The organism is Heliomicrobium gestii (genome assembly GCF_009877435.1).
Lineage (GTDB): Bacteria > Bacillota > Desulfitobacteriia > Heliobacteriales > Heliobacteriaceae > Heliomicrobium > Heliomicrobium gestii.
Genome location: NZ_WXEX01000009.1, coordinates 85,317 through 105,181, shown reverse-complemented (window position 1 = coordinate 105,181; position 19,865 = coordinate 85,317). Strand labels below are relative to the sequence as shown.

The window sequence follows — 19,865 nt, the reverse complement described above, 5'->3', positions numbered from 1 at the left end:
TTTCGTTCAATTTTATTATAGTGAACATGCAAAAGCAAACCAATCCAGAGGAGGATACACGATATGAAACGGAAAATCGTCACAATCAATGAGGAAAAATGCAACGGCTGCGGGCTCTGCGTCTCCGCCTGCCATGAAGGGGCCCTGCAACTGGTCGAGGGCAAGGCGAAACTCGTCTCTGACGTCTACTGCGACGGTCTCGGCGACTGCCTCCCCGAATGCCCCACCGACGCCATCACGCTGGTGGAACGAGAAGCGGAACCCTTTGACGAAGTGGCGGTGAAAGAGCGGATAGAGGAACGGAAACAGGCCCATCCCCACGGGGCCGCTTCCGCTTGCGATAGGCCCGCCACTGCTCCCGCTAGCCCCAGCGGCTGCCCTGGCATGAAAACTCGCCTTTTCCAACGAACATCCGAACCGGTAGCTCCCTCCGCCGGTTCCGACGCGCCCGTACAGTCTGGGGTCGAGTCGCAACTGCGCCAATGGCCCTGCCAACTGAAGCTCGTCTCCCCACGGGCGACCTTCTTTGACAACTGTCACCTGCTCATCGCCGCCGACTGCACCGCCTTCGCCTATGCCGGGATTCACCATGAGTTCATGAAAAACAAGATCACCCTGATCGGCTGCCCGAAGCTGGATGACATCGACTACGCCGAAAAACTGACGGAGATCCTGGCGACCCATGAGTTGCAGAGCCTGACCGTGCTCCGGATGGAGGTTCCCTGCTGCGGCGGCATCGTCAACGCCGTGAAGAAAGCCCTCGCCGCCAGCGGCAAGATCATCCCCTGGCAGATCGTCATCATCGGCACCGACGGGCGCATCGTCCAAGGGGTCTAAAGGAAATGCCCTGTCTTGACGGTCATTAACAAGATATTCGGATGTCCCTCGCCGTGGCCTGATCATGGGGGTCTCAAAAAAGCGCTGAAAGGGCGCACCCCTATTGTTTATAAGCGACAGAACGAGAGCCAACCATAACCGGTTGGCTCCGTCTTGTCGCTTTTTTATTCACTTGGTTTCATCAGCGTGTACATACAGGCGGAACAACGATAGAGGCTGAACCGGAAGTCCACGGTAACGACACGCCGGAAGTCGTTGTACCCGCAATCCGGGCAGGTCAACCCCGCTTCCTCCGTCTCTCCGTCCGGTGAGCGGTTCCATTCCCAACCGACGAGGTTGCATTGAGAGCATTGACAATAGCCGCCCTTGCTGCGAAAGGTCCTGTTCCCACAACTGGGACAAGTAACCTTATATGCCAACAGACCCTCCCCCTAGAGCGCTCATGTAATACACTTTATGCCGCTTTGTCACCTGCTAAACCATGTTTGTTTCAGTACGGCAAAAATCTCTCCTTTATCTCCGTAAAGAACATTTCAATATCGTTTAGCCCGTTGTATAAGACTGCATATATTATCTCAGGATCAATCCGAGCATAGTCATGAACCAACAAGTTTCTAAACTGCGCCATTTTTTTTAGATTCGCCAGATGCGTCTCTGCAATCACTCCACTTTCAGCGAGCACTGCGAAAATATCCCTATTGTGGCTGTTCGCTCTATGTTCATACTCCATCTTACACGTCTTTCCATAATTTTACAAGCTGGTTTTGCACCGAGCCAGTGATAGCCCATCGACATCTCTCCCCTTAGAATTATCCAACAAATCGTAATTCTTGCCAATCACTATGGATAAACGATAAAATGATCAATGATAATCAAAATCCTTATCAGTTTTATCTTTCTCTGTCATTCTCCGGAAATCACCGCCCTAACCACTCAGAAAGGATGATCGGTACATGGGAAAAGCCATTTTCAAACAGCGCAACGGCGTTCTCGGCGTCGGGATCATCACCCCCTGCGGATTTATCACACCGGAGCAGTTGTTGGGGCTGGGCAAGTTATTGCCGGAAGTGGGGGCCGTCGGCAGCAAACTGACGACCCGGCAGACCCTGCTGGTTTTGCTCCCGGAAGAGAATCTGGAACGGTTCACCACAGGGTTGCGCACCCTCGGCTTGGAACTGGGCGGCTTCGGCGACATCGTCCGCAACGTCAAAGGCTGTCCCGGCAGCCCTGCCCTCTGTCACCGCAGCCTCAGCGATGTCTTTGAACTGGCTGTGGAGATCCAGGGCAAATTCAGCAACCAGCCGACACCCCATGACTTCAAGATCAGCGTCGCCGGCTGCCACCGGGGATGCACCGACCCGCACTGCGCCGATTTCGGAGTCACCGCCGTAGGCCAGAACGACTTTGACATCTATCTCGGCGGTCGGGGCGGCAGCCGCAACCCGGTCCATGCCCAGCGAGCCTACCAAAAAGTCTCCCGCGAGGCAGTCTTCACCATCCTGGAACATGTGCTGCAAACCTACCGCCAGTTGGCCGAAGAGAAAGAGCGCCTCTGCCTGACGATCCGCCGCGTCGGCATGGAACCTTTCATCCTCCCTGCTGACAAGCTGCCCAAAGCGGGAGAAGAAGCCAACGATTTTCTCGATTTCCTGAACGACTGAGAATGGAGCGTGACGACGCGTGACTGAAAGAGAGATCAACTTCGAGGCGCTCCAACACAAGCTGGATGCACTGTGCCTGCATGGAGAAGCTTGCGGGACCTGTGAAAAAAACAAGTGCCTCGTCTTTTTTGCCCGAAAAGTGGCCACCTATGTGGTGACGAAGAAGGTCACCAGCATTCCCCAGGGCAGCTCCATGATTCCGAATAAAGACCTGAAGACCTATTCCGAGCAGGACATGATCGAAGCGCTCGCCATGGTTCTCCTGGAATGCAAGGACTGCCGGGACAATCATGAAGAAGACTGCTCCGTCAACATCGTGCGCCTCTGTTTGGAATACGCCCTCTTCGGCGACACCTTCCCCTACCGGGGCAGCACGACCATGTACTTCCTTGACGCGCACAAGTCCAGCGAACGGATCGGCAAGCAGTTGAAAGACACCTTCCTTGCATTGAAGGCGGCCCAGCACTAGTTTTTGCACGACATCATGGGAATTAGACATAAAAGAGCCATCAACAGTGCTGCGGTAACACCGTAGTGTTTTAAGCGATACAGTCTTCGATGAAGAGTCTACTTCGGTGAAGAGTCTACATAGCGATGATGAGGGGATGCCCTGACGCCTGGACGGCGCGGGGCATCCCCTTAGTTGTCGTGAAAAGGAAACTTAACAGGGGATTAACCTGGCAATAACATCATTCACAACCCTTTTTTGCTATTTTCTTGTTGCGGCAGACAGCGAGTCGATGTTTGCCAAAGAAGCGACGAGAGGATGGAATCGATGAATCTCTGGAAAAAAGGGACCGGTCTTCTCATGGCCCTGACACTGACCGGCGCCGCCCTGGCCGGTTGCGGCGGTCCGGCCAAAGAGACCTCCAGCCAATCGACAGCCCCCGCTGCCACCAGCGAATTCAAGATGCTCGAAGGGGATGCGCTCAAAGGGGCGATCCAAAAAGAAGGCAAGATCATCTCTTACGGCATGCCTGACTCCTGGGCCAACTGGAAAGAGAGCTGGGAGGTCTTCTCGGGCAAGTACGGCGTCATCCACACCGATACAGACATGTCCAGCGCCGAGGAGATCGCCAAGTTCAAGGCGGAAAAAGACAACCCGGTGGCCGACCTGGGCGACATCGGCATCGGCTTCGGCGCCAAGGCAAAAGCGGAAGGCGTCTCGGCTGCCTACAAAAACAAGTACTGGAATGAGATCCCCGATTGGGCGAAAGACCCCGACGGCAACTGGTGTGTCTGGTACACGGGCTCGACGAGCTTCCTCGTCAATACGAAGCTGGTCAAAAATGTGCCCACCTCCTGGGCCGATCTGTTGAAGCCCGAGTACAAGGGCCAGGTGGTGCTGGGCGATCCCACGAAAGCCAATCAGGCCATGATGGGCGTCCTGTCGGCGGCCTTCGCCAATGGCGGCGATGAAAGCAACATCCAGCCAGGCATCGAATTCCTCGCCAAACTGGCCAAAGCGGGCAACCTCAAGCCCATCGACCTGTCTGTGGCGAACATCCAAAAAGGCGAAGTCCCCATCGCCGTGTTGAACGATTTCAACGCCCTGGGGTATAAGGATCAACTGAAGATGGATGAGTTGAAGGTCGTCATCCCCTCCGACGGTTCGGCCATCTCCGCCTACGTGTGCATGATCAACAAGGTCGCCCCCCATCCCTACGCGGCCCGGGCCATGGTGGACCACATCCTCAGCGATGAGGGACAGATCCTGCTGGCCAAAGGCTTCGCCCGGCCGATCCGCGACGTGAAACTGCCCGCCGATGTACAGGCCAAACTGCTGCCGAAGGAAGCCTACAAGGCCTCCCGGCCGATCAAAGACTTTGCCACCTGGGAAAAGACGACGAAGGATTTGCCCCGTTTGTGGCAGGAACAAGTCCTCACCCAGATGCAGTAAGGGACGCCCATGTCCATGCAACGCGCCATGAATAGGAACACCGACAGGCTCCCATCGACATCCCCACCCTCGGCGTTGAGAAGAGGCGGTCTCTGGCTGCCTCTTCTCCCCTTTTTCCTTTTCGTGATCGCCTTTGAACTGCTGCCCTTTTTGCGGATGGCCTGCTTGAGCATCGAGTCACCCAGGGGGTACTCCCTGATCCATTACGTCGAACTGTTTCAACAGAAGTTTTTCCTCATCGCCCTGGGAAACAGCATCAGCCTGTCCTTGGCCTGCAGCGTCATCGGCCTCTTGATCGGCATGATCGGCGCCCACGCCCTCACCCTCCTCGGAGAGGATGGGCGCGATCGCCTGCTCGTGCTGATCAACTCCACCTCCAACTTCGCCGGCGTGCCCCTCGCCTTCGCCTATATCGTCCTGCTGGGGACCAACGGCCTGCTCACCCTGGGCCTCAACGCCCTCGGTTTTCCCCTCTACGACCACTTCAGCCTCTACAGTTGGTCCGGTTTGATGCTGGTCTACGTCTATTTCCAGGCGCCGCTGGCCATCCTGCTCCTTTACCCGGCCTTTGCCGGACTGCGCGACGACTGGCGCGACGCCGTCCACAGCCTGGGCGGCAGCGCCCGCCACTACTGGCTCTATGTGGGGCTGCCGAACATCCTCCCCTCTCTGGCCGGCGCCTTCAGCATCCTCTTCGCCAACGCCATGGGCGCCTACGCGACAGCCTATGCCCTGACGAGCGGCAACTACAGCCTCGCGCCGCTGCGCATCGGCAATCTGATCGCCGGCAATGTGGAACTGAACCCCAACCTGGCCGCCGCTATCGCCGTCACCATAGGGGCGCTGCTGATCGCCGCCATGGCTGTCAACCACTGGACAGCGCACTGGGTGCAAAGGAGGATGCAACATGGCGGCAAATAAGGACTGGCGGCCCCGGATCGTCCTGGCCGCCATCGTGGGCTATCTTCTGTTGCCCTTGGCGGCGACGCTCCTGTTTTCTGTCGCCCAGGAATGGCAGACAACCATCCTACCGAAGGGCTACACCCTCGAATGGTACCGCCTGCTTTTTCAGAACGACCACTTCATCGAAGCCCTGGGGCGCAGTTTTGGTGTCAGCGCCCTGGCGACAATCATCGGCTTGATCGTCATCGTTCCCGCCGTGCTTGTCACTGTCATCTATTTTCCCCGGCTGGAAGGGGTGCTGAAGTTTCTCTCCACCCTCCCCTTCTCCTTCCCCCCCGTCATATTGGCGGTAGGCCTCCTGGAGTTATACAGCCACAAGCCCTTCGTGCTGACAGGCTCCATCTACATCCTCCTGGGCGCCTACTTCGTACTCCTGCTGCCCTACGTCTATCAGGCCACAGTAAACAGCTTTCGGGCCATCGACGCGCCGACCCTGTTGAACGCCGCCGAGAGCCTGGGCGCCTCACGCCTTCAGGCCTTCTGGCACGTGGTGCTGCCGAACCTTGCCCCCGGCTTGACGGTGGCCGCCCTGCTCTCGTTTTCGGTGCTTTTCGGCGAATTCGTGCTGGCCAATCTGCTCGTCGGATCCGGCTTCCAGACAGTCCAGCTCTTTCTCTATAAGATGAGTTGGGAAAACGGCCATCTCTCCAGCGCTATCGTGTCCCTCTACACCCTGTTCATCCTCTTGGTCACCTTGGCCATCGTGTCCATTCAGACTGCCAGAGGAAAATCCAAAATGAACGTGAAAACGGTCGAGGAGGAGAACCCCCCTGAGTTACATCGAGTTGAAGGGCATCAACAAACGCTTTGCCGATCAGGTCGCCCTGCGTAACATCTCCTTGACGGTGGAAAAAGGCGAGTTTCTCACCCTGCTGGGACCGAGCGGCTGTGGCAAGAGCACGCTCCTGCGGGTCCTGTCGGGATTTTTACCGAAAGAGAGCGGCCAAATCTGGGTCGACGGCAAGGAAATCAGCCGTCTGCCGGCGAACCGCCGGGACATGGGCTTCGTCTTCCAGTCCTACGCCCTGTTTCCCAATATGAGCGTCTTCGAAAATGTGGCCTTTGGGTTGAAGATGCGAAATATCGGCAAGGAGGAACGACGGGCGCGGGTGGAACAGATGCTGCACACAGTCGGTCTGGGCGCTCTGGGGCACCGCATGCCCCATGAACTGTCGGGCGGCCAGCAGCAACGGGTCGCCCTGGCCCGCGCCCTGGCGCCGGAACCGAGCGTGTTGCTGCTTGACGAGCCTTTCAGCGCCCTGGACGCAAAAATCCGCCTGTCCATGCGCCAGTTCATCCGGGAACTGCAAAATGAGTTGGCGATCACGACCGTCTTCGTCACCCATGATCAGGAAGAGGCCCTCTCCATCTCCGACCGGATCGCCCTGATGAGGGAAGGCCGCATCGAACAGGTGGGCCTGCCGGTAGACCTGTACAGCCGCCCTGCTACAACCTTCGCCGCTGAGTTCATCGGCACGACCAACCTGTTCCCCATCGCGCGGGTGCAGGAAAACCGCGTCTATGTCCCCTTTCCGCTGGTGTTGGACCGGCCCGTTCCGCCGGAGATCTGCTGCCTCGCCGTCCGCCCGGAACAGATCCGCATGGCTCTGCCGGAGCCGGAGGCTACCGAATCGGATGGCGCCGATCGCTCCAGTGAAAATACCGGCGCTCCTTCCAGCAGTCGCTGCGACGCCCTGACCGGAACGATACGTTCGCGGATCCTTCTCGGCAGCTTGATGCGCTACCGGGTGCAGGTCCAGGATCATATGATCACCGTGGACCAGTTGTATGACCCGCATCAGGCCGAGAGATATGGCGAAGGCACACGGGTTCATTTACAGATCGATCCGGCCAGTTGCGTGTTCCTAGCGGAGGCGAAAAACGAGGTGAGCCATTGTTGACACATAAAGTCATCCTGGTGCTGATCGACGGTCTCCATTATGGGACAGCCTGCAGCCAGATGGGCTATCTTCACCATCTGGTCGAGAACCATCTCGCCGCTCGCCTGTTGATTCGCTCCGAATTGCCCAGCCTGTCGCGCCCCCTCTATGAGGTGCTGCTGACCGGCACGCCGCCGTCGGTCAACGGGATCACCTGCAACCACTTTCAGGGCATGTCCAGCCAGGAGAGCCTCTTTCACTTGACCCGCCGGCAGGGACTGCGCAACGGAGCGGCGGCCTTTTATTGGATCAGCGAGTTGTACAACCGGTATCCCTTTGATCGAAAAAACGACCGGTTTCAGGGGTTTGATCAGGAAGCCTTTCTCCCGATCCAGCACGGTTGCTTTTACCATGACGAGGCCTATCCCGATTCCCACGTCTTTGCCGATGGCGAGTTGCTGCGGCGCTTGTTTGATCCCGCCTTTCTGCTGATCCATCCCATGGGGGTAGACCATGCAGGACACTTGTTCGGCGCCGACTCGAAGGAGTACCGCGGCCAGGTGATTCAGATGGACGGTCTGCTGGCCGAGTATGCGCCTCGTTGGCTGAGCGAAGGCTACCAGGTTCTGGTCACGTCCGATCACGGCATGAACCGCGACGGCTGCCACGGCGGCACCGGTCCTGACGAACGCCAGGTGCCCCTCTTCGCCATCGGTTCAGCCTTCCGGGCGGGACGATGGGAGGAAGCAAAGTCCCAGTTGATCATCGCGCCGCTGCTCTGCACACTCCTTGGCATCGCGCCGGCCGATGGGATGATGCCGTTGAGGCAGAGCGATTTGGATTTTATGCGCTGACATCTGTCAACAAAAGTGCGGCAATGCATAACCTTCAGCGATTTTTTCAAACATCCTACAGGAAAAAAGACAGGCGTTAACCCGAGGGCCGTCCAGTGCCCCCCGGTGTAACGCCTGTCCTTTTTGTGCCTCTGTCGTTTTTGTCCTTATTTCGGACGGTATCCGCCGGTGACCATGGCGGCCATGCGATTTTTCAAATCCTGCTCCAGGCGGGCCAGTTCTGTCTCGGCTTCGCGGCGTTTGATGCGGCCTTCCTGCTGGATTTTCAAGGTTTCTTCCAGCGTGTCCATCAAGTTCTCCTGCGATTTTTTCAAGGTTTCCATGTCGACGATGCCCCGCTCGTTCTCCCGGGCCACACCGATGGTATTGGTTTTGAGCATCTCCGAGTTGCGCAGGAGCAGTTCGTTCGTCGTGTCGGTGACTTGGCGCTGCATCGCCAGGGCTGTTTGCTGCCGTTGCAAGGTCAATGTGAGGACGATCTGGTTTTTCCACAGGGGAATCGTTGTCACAATGGACGATTGGATCTTTTCCACCAGCACGTGATCGTTGTTTTGGATCAGGCGGATCTGCGGCGCTGTCTGCAAGGTGACAGCGCGGCTGATCAACAGGTCGTGCACCTTTTTTTCCAGCCGGTCGACAAATTGGAGGTGATCATTCAACTCCTGCACGGCGGCGGTGTCGTTGCTGGCGAGAGCTCGCTGTTGCAATTGGGGGATGGTCTGGGTGCGTAGTTCCTCCAGCTTGTGCTGGGCGGCGGCGATGTAAATGTTCAGTTCGTTGAAGTACTCCCGGTTCTTTTGGAACAAGGCTTCCAGCAAGGTGACATCTCGGAGGAGTTGGAGGCGCGCTTTGTCCAGTTGCTGGCTGATCTGGTCGATCTCTGTGCTCAAGGTCTGGTAACGGGCCAGAACCTTTTCGGCGGAACGTTTGGCCGAGCCGAAGAACTTCGTAAAAAAACCGCCTTGCGATTCCTGCAGATCGTCGGGGTTGGCTTCCTTGAGCTTCACCATCAGGCTGCCGATGATCTCCCCGACGGGGCCGGCGTCTTTCGTCCGAACGTGATCGAGGATGTTGTCGGCAAAGCGGGAAAGCTCCGACTGGATCGGCAAGCCGTATTGCAACAGGGTCTGCGGGTTTTTGGCGTCAATTTGTTTGGCCAAGGCCAGGGCTTTTGGCTGCTGATCGACCGGCAGGGCGGCCACCGTCACTGCCGGCGCTTCGGGCGGCTTTCCCGTTAGGGGCGCTGCGGACGGCGCGGAAGACAGGTTGGGCGTCAGACCGGGCGCTCCCAGCGGCGCAGGATTCGTCAGGAAAGGAGCGACCGGAAGGGGATCAGGCGTCAGCGGCGCAGGCGCCTGATCAAAGGGTCCCGGAATGGCGAAGGGATCGGTCGGATTCGGGCTGGTCATTTTTTCTCTCCTTTCGAATCAAGGGCCTGTTTCAAGACGTTCACTTCCACATCCAGTTCGAGCAAATCTTTGGCGATAAGATGGTTCAGCTCTTCTTCGTAGGCGCGAATCAGGTCTTCCAATCCGACGTTGATCTTCTGCATCGCCTCACGAATCTCATCGCTGGAAATGGGTTGTTTGGACAGGAGTGTGTATTTCTCCAGGATCGTGAGGGTGGCGTCCAGGTAATGGTTGAAGAAGGCCTGCGCTTTATTCATCTGGCGGAGGTCTTTCCCTGTGATGTCCAGGATCTGTTCGGCGATTTTATAGAGGCGGGCCACCTTGAGCCAAACGGACAGGGAGCGAACCTGAAAGCGGTAGCGCCCGATGACTTTCCACTTGCGACGGGCTTCCTTATAGCTCTTTTCCTGGTAATGGGGATCGGCCCCGTCGATCAGCTGATGCTGCGCGGCAGGCAAGGCAAATCGGCGCGCGATCCCTTTTGATGTCAACCAATAGGCGACGACGCCAAGGCCCAGGGCCGGCGCCAGGTCCAACCCGTTGAACAGATAGGTGACCAAAAAGGCCGTCAGAGCGATCGAACTGGAGAGGAAGACGCGCAGTGTGGTTATCAATATTTCTTTCACAAATTTCCCACCTCCGAGAGCGTGGACTTTTTTCGACTACATCTTATTATATCGCATCAGAATCGGCGCGTCTTTCCTTCCAATCGGCATATTTGCCCAACAGGGTGAATTTGTTCCTTTATTCGATTCGTTCATTTCATTGGATGTCCGGTATTCTTGCCATGAGGCCATCTCCAAATGCGAATAGACGATCTGGCTACCCATGGTGGATCAGGCGCTTCTCGGCGCTGCCGCCATCGGACGGGCCTATCTGGCAAGATAAGGATTAACAGAATCGCAGGCAGAAAAATAACCCGCCTCCCTGCTGATGCTGGGGAGGCGGGTTTTCTCTTTTTGGCGGCGTCATCATCGTCTTGTTTTTTTACAATCTGTATTTCCCCATCAGCATCGTCAATTGTTCCGCTTCTTGACTCAGCCGCTCCACCGCAAAGACCACATCTTGCAACGACTCTTTTGATTGCTCTGAACCCTGGGCAATTTCCATTGTGCTGGTTGTGCTTTCTTCAACAGAAGCTGCCACCGTTTCTATGGCGGTCGCAACCTCTTCCACAGCTTGTTTCGCCTTATGGGAACCGTCAGCGATCGCCTGGACTACCTGGAAAAATTCCTGCGCATCTTGTTGATACTGGAGGCTGATATTCAAAAACTTTTCATAGTCCACATTGACATCGCTGTTGACAAACTGCAGCAACTGATTCGCATTGGCGATCAACTCGTCTATCGCAAGCAGCACCTGCTGGGTCAACTGCTGGATGCCGCTCACCGCCGTCGCAGACGCTGTGGCCAGCTTGCGCACCTCTTCTGCGACAACAGCAAAGCCTCTGCCCTGTTCACCGGCACGAGCCGCCTCAATGGCCGCATTCAGCGCGAGCAGGTTGGTCTGCTCTGCAATGTTCGATATGGAATCGGCCAAGCCCGATATCTGGGTGATCACACGGGCTTCAAGGAGCGAATGTTCCAGTTTCTGCTTGAGCGCAGCGAAGGTATCCCGGGCTTTGCGATGGGCTTGCTTCACATCCTGTCCAATCTCCTGCGCCTTTTTGTCGACCGCCACCGACTTTCCCTGCCCCTCTTGGGCAAGTTGATTCATCTTCTCCATGAGCCCCTGCGTTTCCACAGTGGAAGCCGCCACTTCCTCTGTCGTGGCTGACATGGCTTCCATGGATGAGGCAATCTCACCGGTCGAAGCGATCACCTCTTCCGTCATGGCGGAGTAGTTTTCTGACAGTTCAGAGAGTTGGCGCGTCGATTCGGACAGTGTAAGCGACGTCGTACGGATCTGCTGGAGCACGGCTCGAACATTTTCGACTCCCTTTTGATTGGCGCGAGCCATTTTTCCGAGCTCATCGTTTCGCCCTGTGAACTCTTCCGGCACATCGGAAGAGAAATCGCCTTCTGCAACCGCTTCATTGAAAGCGACGCAGCTTTCAATGGGTTTGACGATCGAACGAATCGCCAAGTACACTGCGCCCACAATCAACAGTATCCCTACGGCGCTTAGAACAAGCACCATCATCGTGGCAGAACGGGATTCGGCCAAAATCGCTTCCATCGGGAAGGCCAGCGCAAAAGACCAGGGTGTCTTGGTGCTACCCATTTCAATCGGGACGAAGACCTTGAAGATCTCCCCCTTTTGATTCGGTGATTCGCTGATCACTTGGTATGCTTTTCCCGATTGAATGGCCTGCACGATCGCATCCATGTCTTTTGGATCGCCCATGTCGCGAATATTTTTCCCCAGCCAGGTCTCATCGGGATGAGTGACAAAATTGCCTTTGTTGGACAAGGTCATCACGTGACCACCACCGGGGACTTGGATATCCTTGACAAGGCTTTGCAAAGACGTCAATAAGAAGTCGACACCGGCGGTACCAACAACCTTTCCGCCCACCTTGATCGGAATGACAGCCGAGGTCATCAGATAGCTCTTCCCATCGACCGTATACGGATAGGGTTCCAAAACCGTCTCTTCCCCGCTGTTTTTCGCCAGTAAATAGTAATCGCCAGCTCCTGGTTTATCGTAGTCAAGGAGCATCTCCGTCTTCAAGCTGCTTCCGGAGCGATACCAGTAGGGGATGAAACGCCCCGTCGCATCATGGATCGGCTGATTGCGAAAGAGATGGTCCTGCTGATCAAAAGCGTCCGGTTCAAAACACAACCAGACGCCAAAAAAGTTCGGGCTATGTTTCAACACGCTATAGAGGATGTCATTGGCTTGTTGGCGGGTGATGCGGTTTTTGCTTTCACCGACACCTTCAAAAGAATGGGCCATCGTCCGTGCCGCATCAAGGGCGATCTCAATCTCGGCTTTGATGATATTGGCTTTTTCATTTCCGAGATGCTCTGCCAACTCCTCCGCATTGGCCTGGGCAACCGATTGTGACCGATAGGCAACAAAGCTGATCAAACTGATGAAAATGAGCAATGTCGGCAACAGGACAAGGACCAGCGTCTTCCGTAACAGTGATGAACTGTTCATCTGCACCTCACCGTTCCTTTCAGCGGTTGCGAATAGCACTCGTTATAACAAATTGTTTTTCGATATGTTTCCACGTGCAGCAACAAACTCCTTCAAAACGATGGTTATTTTGAAAGAAAAAATGACCGGAGGGAATCTTCCCCCGGTCAAGGTTGCATCACTTTTTCCCCGTCATCGAACGTGTCGGTTCTCCCTCGCTAACTCCGCTTCTTGCGCTCGTTGGAGCGGTCCATGATCATCTCTGCAACGATTCGATGAAGTCCGTCATAGCTACAATCAGAGCACTTCAAATCGGGTATATCCTCCGTACCTTACGACAGACGGCTCCATGCCCAACCGGCGAAATGGGAAGGAGCGGAGGAAGATCTACTCCTCGACAGCGTATATCCCATCTCGTATCGCTCTCACCCAACGTCTTAATAGCGCGGCATAACGAGGCAGCTTCGTAAAAATAGCTTTCGCCAACTCTTCGTTGTATGTATGAACGGTAAGATTCCTGTCATCGACCATTTCCAACGCTTCACTGGTTTCCGATGGCGTCAGCAGTCCAACCTGCATACAAGCCCTGACCACTCCTTTGGGCGAGCCGACTTCAATCCCTTCAATGTCACGTAAGTAATGAAGGGCCGATTTCCAGGTTGCCTCGAAAGAATACTCGAAACGTTGCAACGAGGCGTCGCGTTCCACCTCATTTGGTGTGGGCACTTGCAATAATACTTCCAGGGTCGAAACGGCTCGACTTGCCGTTTCGATACGTTGTATCAGGCGTTCCATGGAATCCCTTCCCTCATCACGTGCTCCCGAAAAACCGTCTCCGTATTAGTCAAATCTACTACATCGACCGGGTAGGGTAACGGAGAATCTTCAAAGGCTGCACGTAACCTAGCCAATGTTCCCAGAGGCAACGGCTCCTCTGCCCAGATCGCAATATCGATGTCAGAGGATGGGCGTTCCTCGAACCGAGACCAGGAGCCAAAGAAAAAAACCTTAACCTGATAAGAACCCAAATTATCCTTTAAGATGTTATCTATGATCGTGGAAAAACGTTCGCGTTCTTTTTTCATAGCGACTCACCACACTCACAGCGCGAGGTATATCGTGTCATCATCTTTCATCTTACAACGTTTCCCATAAATTAGCAAGTCAGCTTGAACTTCCGCCGCGATATAGATGTTCAATTCGTCAATGTACTCCCGATGGCTTCTTTGAAGGAGAAACTGGCGTCTGGGGCCGCGTTTTTTTGGGTAACTGCTGCCTTTAGCGTCCGACGCAGACGGCCTGCTCGTGGTCGCCATTGGCAGGCATCCGGAGGAGACGCCGGCGAAGATGGGGATCCCACATCGTGATGTCCTTCACCTGTCGAATGGGGAGACGCCGGGGCTTCGGAGGGGGATGAGGGGGATTTTGCAGGGCGAATATTGAAGTAGGTTTCACAGGGTAGCCGATGCGGATGCTTATATCATAAACATAATTGTTTATAATATAAGCATACAAAGGAGTGGTTGCATGTCCGTGTCTGAGCAACTGAAAATACTATGCGTCAAACTCGGGATCAGTGTTTCCGAACTGGCGCGGATGGTCGGGAAAAGCCCGCAAGCCTTTAGCCAGAAAATGAAAAGGGAAAGCTTCACCGTTGACGAATTGAAACAAATCGCAGAAGCGGCAGGCTGTACCTATGAAGGCGCTTTTATGATCCCGAACGGCGAAAAGGTCACTTATTGACCGGAAGGAGGAAGGCGCTCATGGACATTTACAAAAAGCTTGACCTCTATAAAGCAGCCATCGACGCGCTGCGTCCCTTCGAAGGCGAACTGCTGCGCGAACTGAAAGCCTACTACCGCATCGGCTTAACCTGGTCGAGCAATGCGCTGGAAGGTAACACACTCACCGAGAGTGAGACAAAAGTGCTGTTGGAAGAGGGGCTCACCGCCGGCGGCAAGCCCCTGAAGGACACCTTTGAAGCCCTGGGGCACGCGAACGCCTACGATTATATGTTCACCCTGTTGCATAACCGCCAGATTACCGAAGCCGATGCCCTGACCATGCATCAGATGTTCTATCATAACATTGACACCAACGCGGCAGGACGGTACCGCATCGGCCCGGTGTTCATCTCCGGCTCGAAATACGCCGTGTGCAAACCGGAGCGGATCGAGGAAGAAGTTCGTGCTTTGTTTCTATGGGCAGCGAGAGAACGGGATAAGCATCACCCTGTATCGTTTGCGGCGCAACTGCACAAGCGCTTTGTCTTTATCCATCCCTTTATCGACGGGAATGGGCGCATATCTCGTTTGCTGATGAATACGGCTCTAATCCAGGATGGATATATGCTTGCCATCATTCCTCCGGTCTTGCGCCATGAGTATATTGCACTGCTGGAGAAGGCTCACGTCGATGATCGACCGTTCATGACTTTTATGGCAGAGCGGGTTCTGGAGTCTCAGAAGGAGATCATGCGGCTGTTGCATATTCCCGTTCCGACTTCAACAAGGAGCAGATAACTGATCATGACCAATCAGCCGACTAACCCAGTCATCGTCCAAGGCGATTTCAGCCTTTTGCTAGAAGTGGACAACCCCTTATTCGAAGCGGCGAGGGACGAAGTGGCCCAATTTTCGGAGCTGGAAAAAAGCCATGAACATATCCATACATACCGCCTTTCTCCCCTGTCCCTGTGGAATGCGGCCGCCAGCGGCCACAGCGCCAGTCACATCCTTGCCGTCTTAGAGGAGACAAGCGAACGATGAAGTCCATTCTCCAAACATTAACCACCCAAGGCTATGATAGCGACAGCCTACCAAAACTGTTGCGTCTGGCCGGCGTCAAGGCCTCGTCGACACGTAAAGCCGACATGATCAACGCACTGGACAACTTTTACAGCCGCGAAGAAAACCTCATCGCCCTGTGGAATCGCCTCAATGCCTTTGAAAAAGAACTATTGGAAGAATGCGTCCGTTCCGGCCGGCTTGACAGCGACGACCTGTACGAGCTCTGTCAAAAACATAACCGTCCACAAAAAGATTCCTTCTTCCGTCCTTACCGAATCTCTGACGTTCTTGATGACATGTCCCCTGCTCGCCCCTTTATCATTCGAAACAGCGTCCCCGCGCCATTGGTGTCATTTATCAAAAAACGGTTCAAACCCATCCAGTATCAATATCAAGGGCTGGATACATTACCGGAAGATGTTGACATTGATGAAGAGGTGGTGATTCGAGAGAACTTCGAAAAAGAGTTTTTTCGTCTCATCAAACTGACCAACCAGACAAAACTGAGTTGCACCAGAGTCGGCGGATTGCCGGCAAAAACCGCTATGAAGAAAATCAACGAAGCGCTGGTCATCAAGGAGTATAGCCTTGACGGGTCTGATGGGATCTGGGCTTTGCGCACGGTGGAATCGTCGGTGCGCATCTATGGCATGGCCCAGTTAGCCTTGGCCGGCCAATTATGGACCATCGCTGGCGATCGTATCCTTACCGGCAACGGTGTGGAAACCTTTTTACAGGCAAGCCCTGTAGATAAATGCACAATGTTGCTTCAAGCATATATCGCATCGGCAGCGATTGATGAACTGTCCCGCATCCCAGAAGTGAAAGTAAAAACAACCTTCGTCCCCAAGTACTCTAGCTGCCGAAGGATGATCTGCGACCATTTGGCCCGCTGTCCTGTCGACAAATGGATATCTATCGAAGAACTCCTCAAATACATAAAGAGAAGCGATGCTCTGTTTCTCGAGAGGGTTACCGGTGAGATTTTGTCCTACGCCGAATACGAACGGATGTATCTCGGCCGCGCCCAAAGCTGGCGCGAACTGGAAGGACGCTTTGTCGAAGTGGTCTGTCTTGAATACTTATGTGCCCTGGGCATCATCGATACGGCCCTTTCATTTAGCGTCGGTGGATACTTCGAAGAAACCGACATATTTGAAGTCAACTACATCCGCTTGACCCCGCTCGGCGCCTATGTGCTCGGCGCCACAGATGCCTACAGAGAACCAAAAAGGGAGGAATCGTCCGGCTTCATCGTCCAGCCCAACTATGAGATCCTTCTCTCGGAAGGCGCCATGAAAGAAAGTCATGAATTATTTCTGGACCAAGTCGCGGAAAAGATATCTGACCACCCGGCCTGCCTCTATAAACTGACCTTCAAATCGGCGGCATCTGCCCTTGATCAAGGGGTTTCTATCGGTGACATCATCGCCTACTTGCAAAAATGGAGCACCAAAGACCTCCCTCAAAACGTCCTGCATACGCTCGAAGAATGGAACGCCGCCAGTCAGAAAATCCGCATCCGACAGGCGCTCATCCTGGAGACCGATGACCCCTTCGTGCTGGAAGAACTAAAAAGCGACAAGTCCCTCCGGGCCCATATCATCAAGGAATTGCCCTATATGATCGAACTTGATCCGAAGTCATCCATGAAGGTGAAGCGGGAAATCGAGAAGAAGAACCGCTTTTGTATCGTTGAATTCGAGGGGGAGTAGTGGCTACTTGAATAAGTCCATATCCCGTTGCATCTGATATTCCTGCCACAAGGCCATCACCAGATGGGAACAGGATGACTGGCCACAGGTGCAAAAGCAAGTATCCAAGTCGACAAAATACCGTTTTGCCCCTTCCACCACTTCACGAACGCTTTTCGCCGGAACGGTAACCTGCATGCCTGAAAAAAGCGGGCTTTCTGCAACTTCTTCGGTCTTTGCCGTCACAAGCGTTGGCTGAGACCATTCAACCGGAGGCGGCGTAGCGGGAGACGCCGTCTGGCCTTTCATATGGAGTTGTCTGCGGGCAAGCCCATGGGCTGTTTTGTTTTCCTCACGGGGAACCCACTTGAATGTTACATTCGGCAACTTCGGCAACAGCGCGACAATCTTATTGGCCACTTTTTTGGCATGTTTGTCTGAAGATGGCTTGCGCGTTTCGGGAAAGGATAGGACGTGATGGTTGTCGCCTGCGATCATGACCGCATCTGCCAGAAGCCCTTCCTGTTTCACGACATTCATCGCCGCGTACAGGCCGGACATTTCGGCAGCAGCGAAGGAGTGGGCCGAAAACAGGAAGGACACTTCCGCCCTTCGCTGTTCTGCGATAATATAGATGCCCATGCTGTAGGTTGTGTCTTTATCAGAGCGTTGGCGGGGAGAAACGTCGAAAAACACCTGGTATGCCGGGGAGACTGGTTCTATGTTATCATCATAGCCATCCGTCACTAACTACATCCTTCCTAGTGACCAGAAGGATTTCCATTTAATTCCATCCTATTGCCAAATGCCTCCGCCTTTAATTCTTCAGCATTTTGATATGCGTCGTTCAGGTACGTGGGAAGCACGATGGCATCTTCATCCCGTTCCCCATACAACTCGATGCCCACAGGCTTCAAATAGGGCTCTCGTGTTTCGGGATCAATTGTTTCTTCCAGGTACTTGCGCGTTCTCCGCACGATGTGCCGGACGTAGGGATTATGCTGAGCAAAAAACGTTTTTGCCATACGTTTAACCCTCGTGCGATCCTGCGCCGTCATATGTTCAAAGGCGTCAACAGGAAGCACAGCAATCTCATCAGAAATCTTTAAGGATCTACGGATGATCAATCGCGGTCTTCCGGATCCTCTGTCCCGACGGGAAAGGGGTTTCGCATATATCGCCATCGCTCCGTATCCTCTTCCGGCGGTTTTGCCTGACCCATCACGACCGGCAAAGATTCACTCGTAAACTGCCATGGACTCACCTGATTACCAAGAACGAACTCATTGCCAATTGACAAGACACGTAAGAGGTCCCACGCCTCGATAGGGTGAATCTGCACGGGCGTAGCCGTTCCAAGCAACATACTCTTCGTCCGCAGCGCGATTATCTGAAGGAAGGCCAGCAAATTATTGAAAAGACGAGAGGGATCAATCCCAAGATTTTCCCGCATGCGACGCTCGTTACCTATTGCCGCTCCCGCCTGCCGGACGAGTCTGCCGCCATGCTGCGCGGGATTTATCCGTAGGGGCGGTCCTGGAGGTGTTATCGGTCTGGTTCTTCTCCGTGCCGCTTGCGGCAATCGATTCCAACGAATGTTGTCATAAAAACCTGGTGGCACTGGCACGCAACATCACTCCTTGGCAATGTGCGGCTTATCGGAAGCGGTGATATTCTGCAACGTTTGTTTGCGCCGTTCTTGTTTTTCAATCGCTTTCTCCAGATCCTGCAACGTATAGGTTGAATCGCCTCGCAACACAGCCGCTCGCAATACATCAAGACAAATGCGTTCGATCTCGGCATGGCTCATTCCGGTAAGCCGAGGTGTCATTGATTCACTGGGGAGCACGGCTCCTTTTTTAGAAGCCAGCTTTTTTCGCAACAAGAGACCGATTTGATCGGGCGCCGGCTTGTCGAAACGGATGATCTCGTCAAAGCGACGCCATAACGCAGGGTCGAGTGATTGTTCAAAATTGGTGGCAGCCACAACGAGCGATTTACCAGAGAACTGATCAAGCATTTGCAAAAAGGAATTGACGACCCGCTTCAATTCGCCATGCTCCAATTCATCGTCCCTCGAACGACCAATGGCGTCGAACTCATCAAACAAAATGAGCCAGGAGCCCTGGGCTGCATAGTCGAAGACCTTGCGCAGATTGGCCGCCGTTTCCCCAAGCAGGCTGGAAACGACGGCATCAAAACGCACATAGAGCATGGGAATTCCCAGTTCCCGCGACAAGGCTTCCGCCGTAGCCGTCTTTCCACATCCGGGGGGACCGCAAAACAATAACTTGTGGGGCGGACGCAGATTGTGGCACTCCAGTATATCCCACCGGCGAAATTCGTACAGCACCTCTTCAAAGCAATCCCGCTGTTCCGGCAGGAGGACAAGGTCATCCAAATAGCGATCCGGTTGCCGAAACTCCAACAGAGACGCACCGCGATCGCTATCCTTCGGCAGTGGTTCCAGCGGAATAAAAGCGCCCGGTCCGGGAAGCGGCTTACCTTTTTCCAATATCCGCGCCAGTTCATTAGCTAAGACCACATGGGCTTTTTTGCGTTCCTCATCAATGATGTCTTTTGCGGCTTCCATAAACATCTGACGGTCGCCCAGTTTATATCCGCGAAATATTTTTTTCAATAAATCGGCTCTTGCCATCATGCATAACCCTTTCTAAAACCACGCGGGGCGACCGAACTAATTCAATCACATTATTTATAAGGAATTTTTACCATTCACAAATAGTATAACAGCACAATCGGTTGAATCAAACGTGCTCATTCTTGACTACCC

General features: G+C 54.4%; 22 protein-coding genes. 12 read left to right on the top strand and 10 right to left on the bottom strand.

What is annotated here, in order from left to right; translation table 11 throughout:
- The first annotated feature begins 63 nt into the window (after window positions 1-63).
- Window positions 64-837: a 4Fe-4S binding protein gene (locus GTO89_RS11605; protein WP_161262257.1), complete on the top strand. Its 774-nt coding sequence runs from the start codon at window positions 64-66 to the stop codon at window positions 835-837.
- 164 nt (window positions 838-1,001) lie between these two features.
- Here GTO89_RS11605 and GTO89_RS11600 read toward each other — a convergent pair whose 3' ends face one another.
- The gene (locus tag GTO89_RS11600; protein ID WP_161262256.1) at window positions 1,002-1,256 is read right to left on the bottom strand and encodes a hypothetical protein; all 255 of its coding nucleotides are present in this window, start codon (window positions 1,254-1,256) and stop codon (window positions 1,002-1,004) included.
- 71 nt (window positions 1,257-1,327) lie between these two features.
- A complete protein-coding gene (gene hepT / locus GTO89_RS17965) occupies window positions 1,328-1,567 on the bottom strand; it encodes a type VII toxin-antitoxin system HepT family RNase toxin (RefSeq protein WP_161262255.1) in 240 nt (79 codons plus the stop codon).
- 223 nt (window positions 1,568-1,790) lie between these two features.
- Here hepT and GTO89_RS11590 point away from each other — a divergent pair, with 223 nt between their 5' ends.
- The 7 genes from GTO89_RS11590 (at window position 1,791) to GTO89_RS11560 (ending at window position 8,095) form a co-directional block, all read left to right on the top strand.
- Entirely contained in the window at window positions 1,791-2,498 is a 708-nt protein-coding gene (locus GTO89_RS11590; RefSeq protein WP_161262254.1) for a nitrite reductase, read from the top strand.
- A 19-nt stretch (window positions 2,499-2,517) separates the two neighbouring features.
- Entirely contained in the window at window positions 2,518-2,967 is a 450-nt protein-coding gene (locus GTO89_RS11585; RefSeq protein ID WP_161262253.1) for a hypothetical protein, read from the top strand.
- A 306-nt stretch (window positions 2,968-3,273) separates the two neighbouring features.
- On the top strand, window positions 3,274-4,398 hold the full coding sequence (locus GTO89_RS11580) for an ABC transporter substrate-binding protein (RefSeq protein WP_161262252.1): 1,125 nt from the start codon (window positions 3,274-3,276) through the stop codon (window positions 4,396-4,398).
- A 9-nt stretch (window positions 4,399-4,407) separates the two neighbouring features.
- Entirely contained in the window at window positions 4,408-5,319 is a 912-nt protein-coding gene (locus GTO89_RS11575; protein WP_235920422.1) for an ABC transporter permease, read from the top strand.
- Window positions 5,306-6,193, top strand: coding sequence for an ABC transporter permease (locus GTO89_RS11570; protein WP_161262251.1), 888 nt, complete (start codon window positions 5,306-5,308; stop codon window positions 6,191-6,193). The genes GTO89_RS11575 and GTO89_RS11570 overlap by 14 nt, the downstream gene beginning before the upstream one ends.
- Window positions 6,147-7,262, top strand: a complete 1,116-nt coding sequence (locus GTO89_RS11565) for an ABC transporter ATP-binding protein (protein ID WP_204758234.1) — start codon at window positions 6,147-6,149, stop codon at window positions 7,260-7,262. The genes GTO89_RS11570 and GTO89_RS11565 overlap by 47 nt, the downstream gene beginning before the upstream one ends.
- Window positions 7,259-8,095 carry an alkaline phosphatase family protein gene (locus GTO89_RS11560; RefSeq protein ID WP_204758233.1) on the top strand — a complete coding sequence of 279 codons (837 nt, stop codon included), beginning with the start codon at window positions 7,259-7,261 and terminating at the stop codon, window positions 8,093-8,095. Before GTO89_RS11565 ends, GTO89_RS11560 begins: the two co-directional genes overlap by 4 nt.
- Before the next feature lie 146 nt (window positions 8,096-8,241).
- On the opposite strand, the gene GTO89_RS11555 is transcribed toward GTO89_RS11560, so the two are convergent.
- The 5 genes from GTO89_RS11555 to GTO89_RS11535 all read right to left on the bottom strand — a co-directional run bounded on the left by GTO89_RS11555 (window position 8,242) and on the right by GTO89_RS11535 (window position 13,673).
- Window positions 8,242-9,504: a toxic anion resistance protein gene (locus GTO89_RS11555; RefSeq protein ID WP_204758232.1), complete on the bottom strand. Its 1,263-nt coding sequence runs from the start codon at window positions 9,502-9,504 to the stop codon at window positions 8,242-8,244.
- A complete protein-coding gene (locus tag GTO89_RS11550; protein ID WP_161262249.1) occupies window positions 9,501-10,130 on the bottom strand; it encodes a 5-bromo-4-chloroindolyl phosphate hydrolysis family protein in 630 nt (209 codons plus the stop codon). The genes GTO89_RS11555 and GTO89_RS11550 overlap by 4 nt, the downstream gene beginning before the upstream one ends.
- A 361-nt stretch (window positions 10,131-10,491) precedes the next feature.
- On the bottom strand, window positions 10,492-12,609 hold the full coding sequence (locus GTO89_RS11545) for a methyl-accepting chemotaxis protein (protein WP_161262248.1): 2,118 nt from the start codon (window positions 12,607-12,609) through the stop codon (window positions 10,492-10,494).
- A 366-nt stretch (window positions 12,610-12,975) separates the two neighbouring features.
- On the bottom strand, window positions 12,976-13,383 hold the full coding sequence (locus GTO89_RS11540) for an HI0074 family nucleotidyltransferase substrate-binding subunit (protein WP_161262247.1): 408 nt from the start codon (window positions 13,381-13,383) through the stop codon (window positions 12,976-12,978).
- Window positions 13,371-13,673, bottom strand: coding sequence for a nucleotidyltransferase family protein (locus GTO89_RS11535; RefSeq protein ID WP_161262246.1), 303 nt, complete (start codon window positions 13,671-13,673; stop codon window positions 13,371-13,373). Before GTO89_RS11535 ends, GTO89_RS11540 begins: the two co-directional genes overlap by 13 nt.
- Before the next feature lie 442 nt (window positions 13,674-14,115).
- Between GTO89_RS11535 and GTO89_RS11530 the strand changes: the two genes are divergently transcribed.
- The 4 genes from GTO89_RS11530 to GTO89_RS11515 are packed head-to-tail and all read left to right on the top strand — an operon-like array spanning window position 14,116 to window position 17,092.
- Entirely contained in the window at window positions 14,116-14,331 is a 216-nt protein-coding gene (locus GTO89_RS11530; protein WP_161262245.1) for a helix-turn-helix domain-containing protein, read from the top strand.
- A 20-nt stretch (window positions 14,332-14,351) separates the two neighbouring features.
- Entirely contained in the window at window positions 14,352-15,110 is a 759-nt protein-coding gene (locus tag GTO89_RS11525) for a Fic family protein (protein ID WP_161262244.1), read from the top strand.
- 6 nt (window positions 15,111-15,116) lie between these two features.
- Window positions 15,117-15,356: a helicase-associated domain-containing protein gene (locus GTO89_RS11520; protein WP_161262243.1), complete on the top strand. Its 240-nt coding sequence runs from the start codon at window positions 15,117-15,119 to the stop codon at window positions 15,354-15,356.
- Complete coding sequence (locus tag GTO89_RS11515; protein WP_161262242.1) at window positions 15,353-17,092, top strand: helicase-associated domain-containing protein; 1,740 nt, start codon at window positions 15,353-15,355, stop codon at window positions 17,090-17,092. Before GTO89_RS11520 ends, GTO89_RS11515 begins: the two co-directional genes overlap by 4 nt.
- A 3-nt stretch (window positions 17,093-17,095) precedes the next feature.
- On the opposite strand, the gene GTO89_RS11510 is transcribed toward GTO89_RS11515, so the two are convergent.
- From GTO89_RS11510 to GTO89_RS11500, 3 genes are all read right to left on the bottom strand, one after another.
- The gene (locus GTO89_RS11510; RefSeq protein WP_161262241.1) at window positions 17,096-17,818 is read right to left on the bottom strand and encodes a reverse transcriptase-like protein; all 723 of its coding nucleotides are present in this window, start codon (window positions 17,816-17,818) and stop codon (window positions 17,096-17,098) included.
- 14 nt (window positions 17,819-17,832) lie between these two features.
- On the bottom strand, window positions 17,833-18,198 hold the full coding sequence (locus GTO89_RS11505; RefSeq protein WP_161262240.1) for a hypothetical protein: 366 nt from the start codon (window positions 18,196-18,198) through the stop codon (window positions 17,833-17,835).
- 506 nt (window positions 18,199-18,704) lie between these two features.
- Window positions 18,705-19,712 (bottom strand): AAA family ATPase, encoded by a 1,008-nt coding sequence (locus GTO89_RS11500; protein WP_235920421.1) that lies wholly within the window; start codon window positions 19,710-19,712, stop codon window positions 18,705-18,707.
- Window positions 19,713-19,865: the final 153 nt, after the last annotated feature.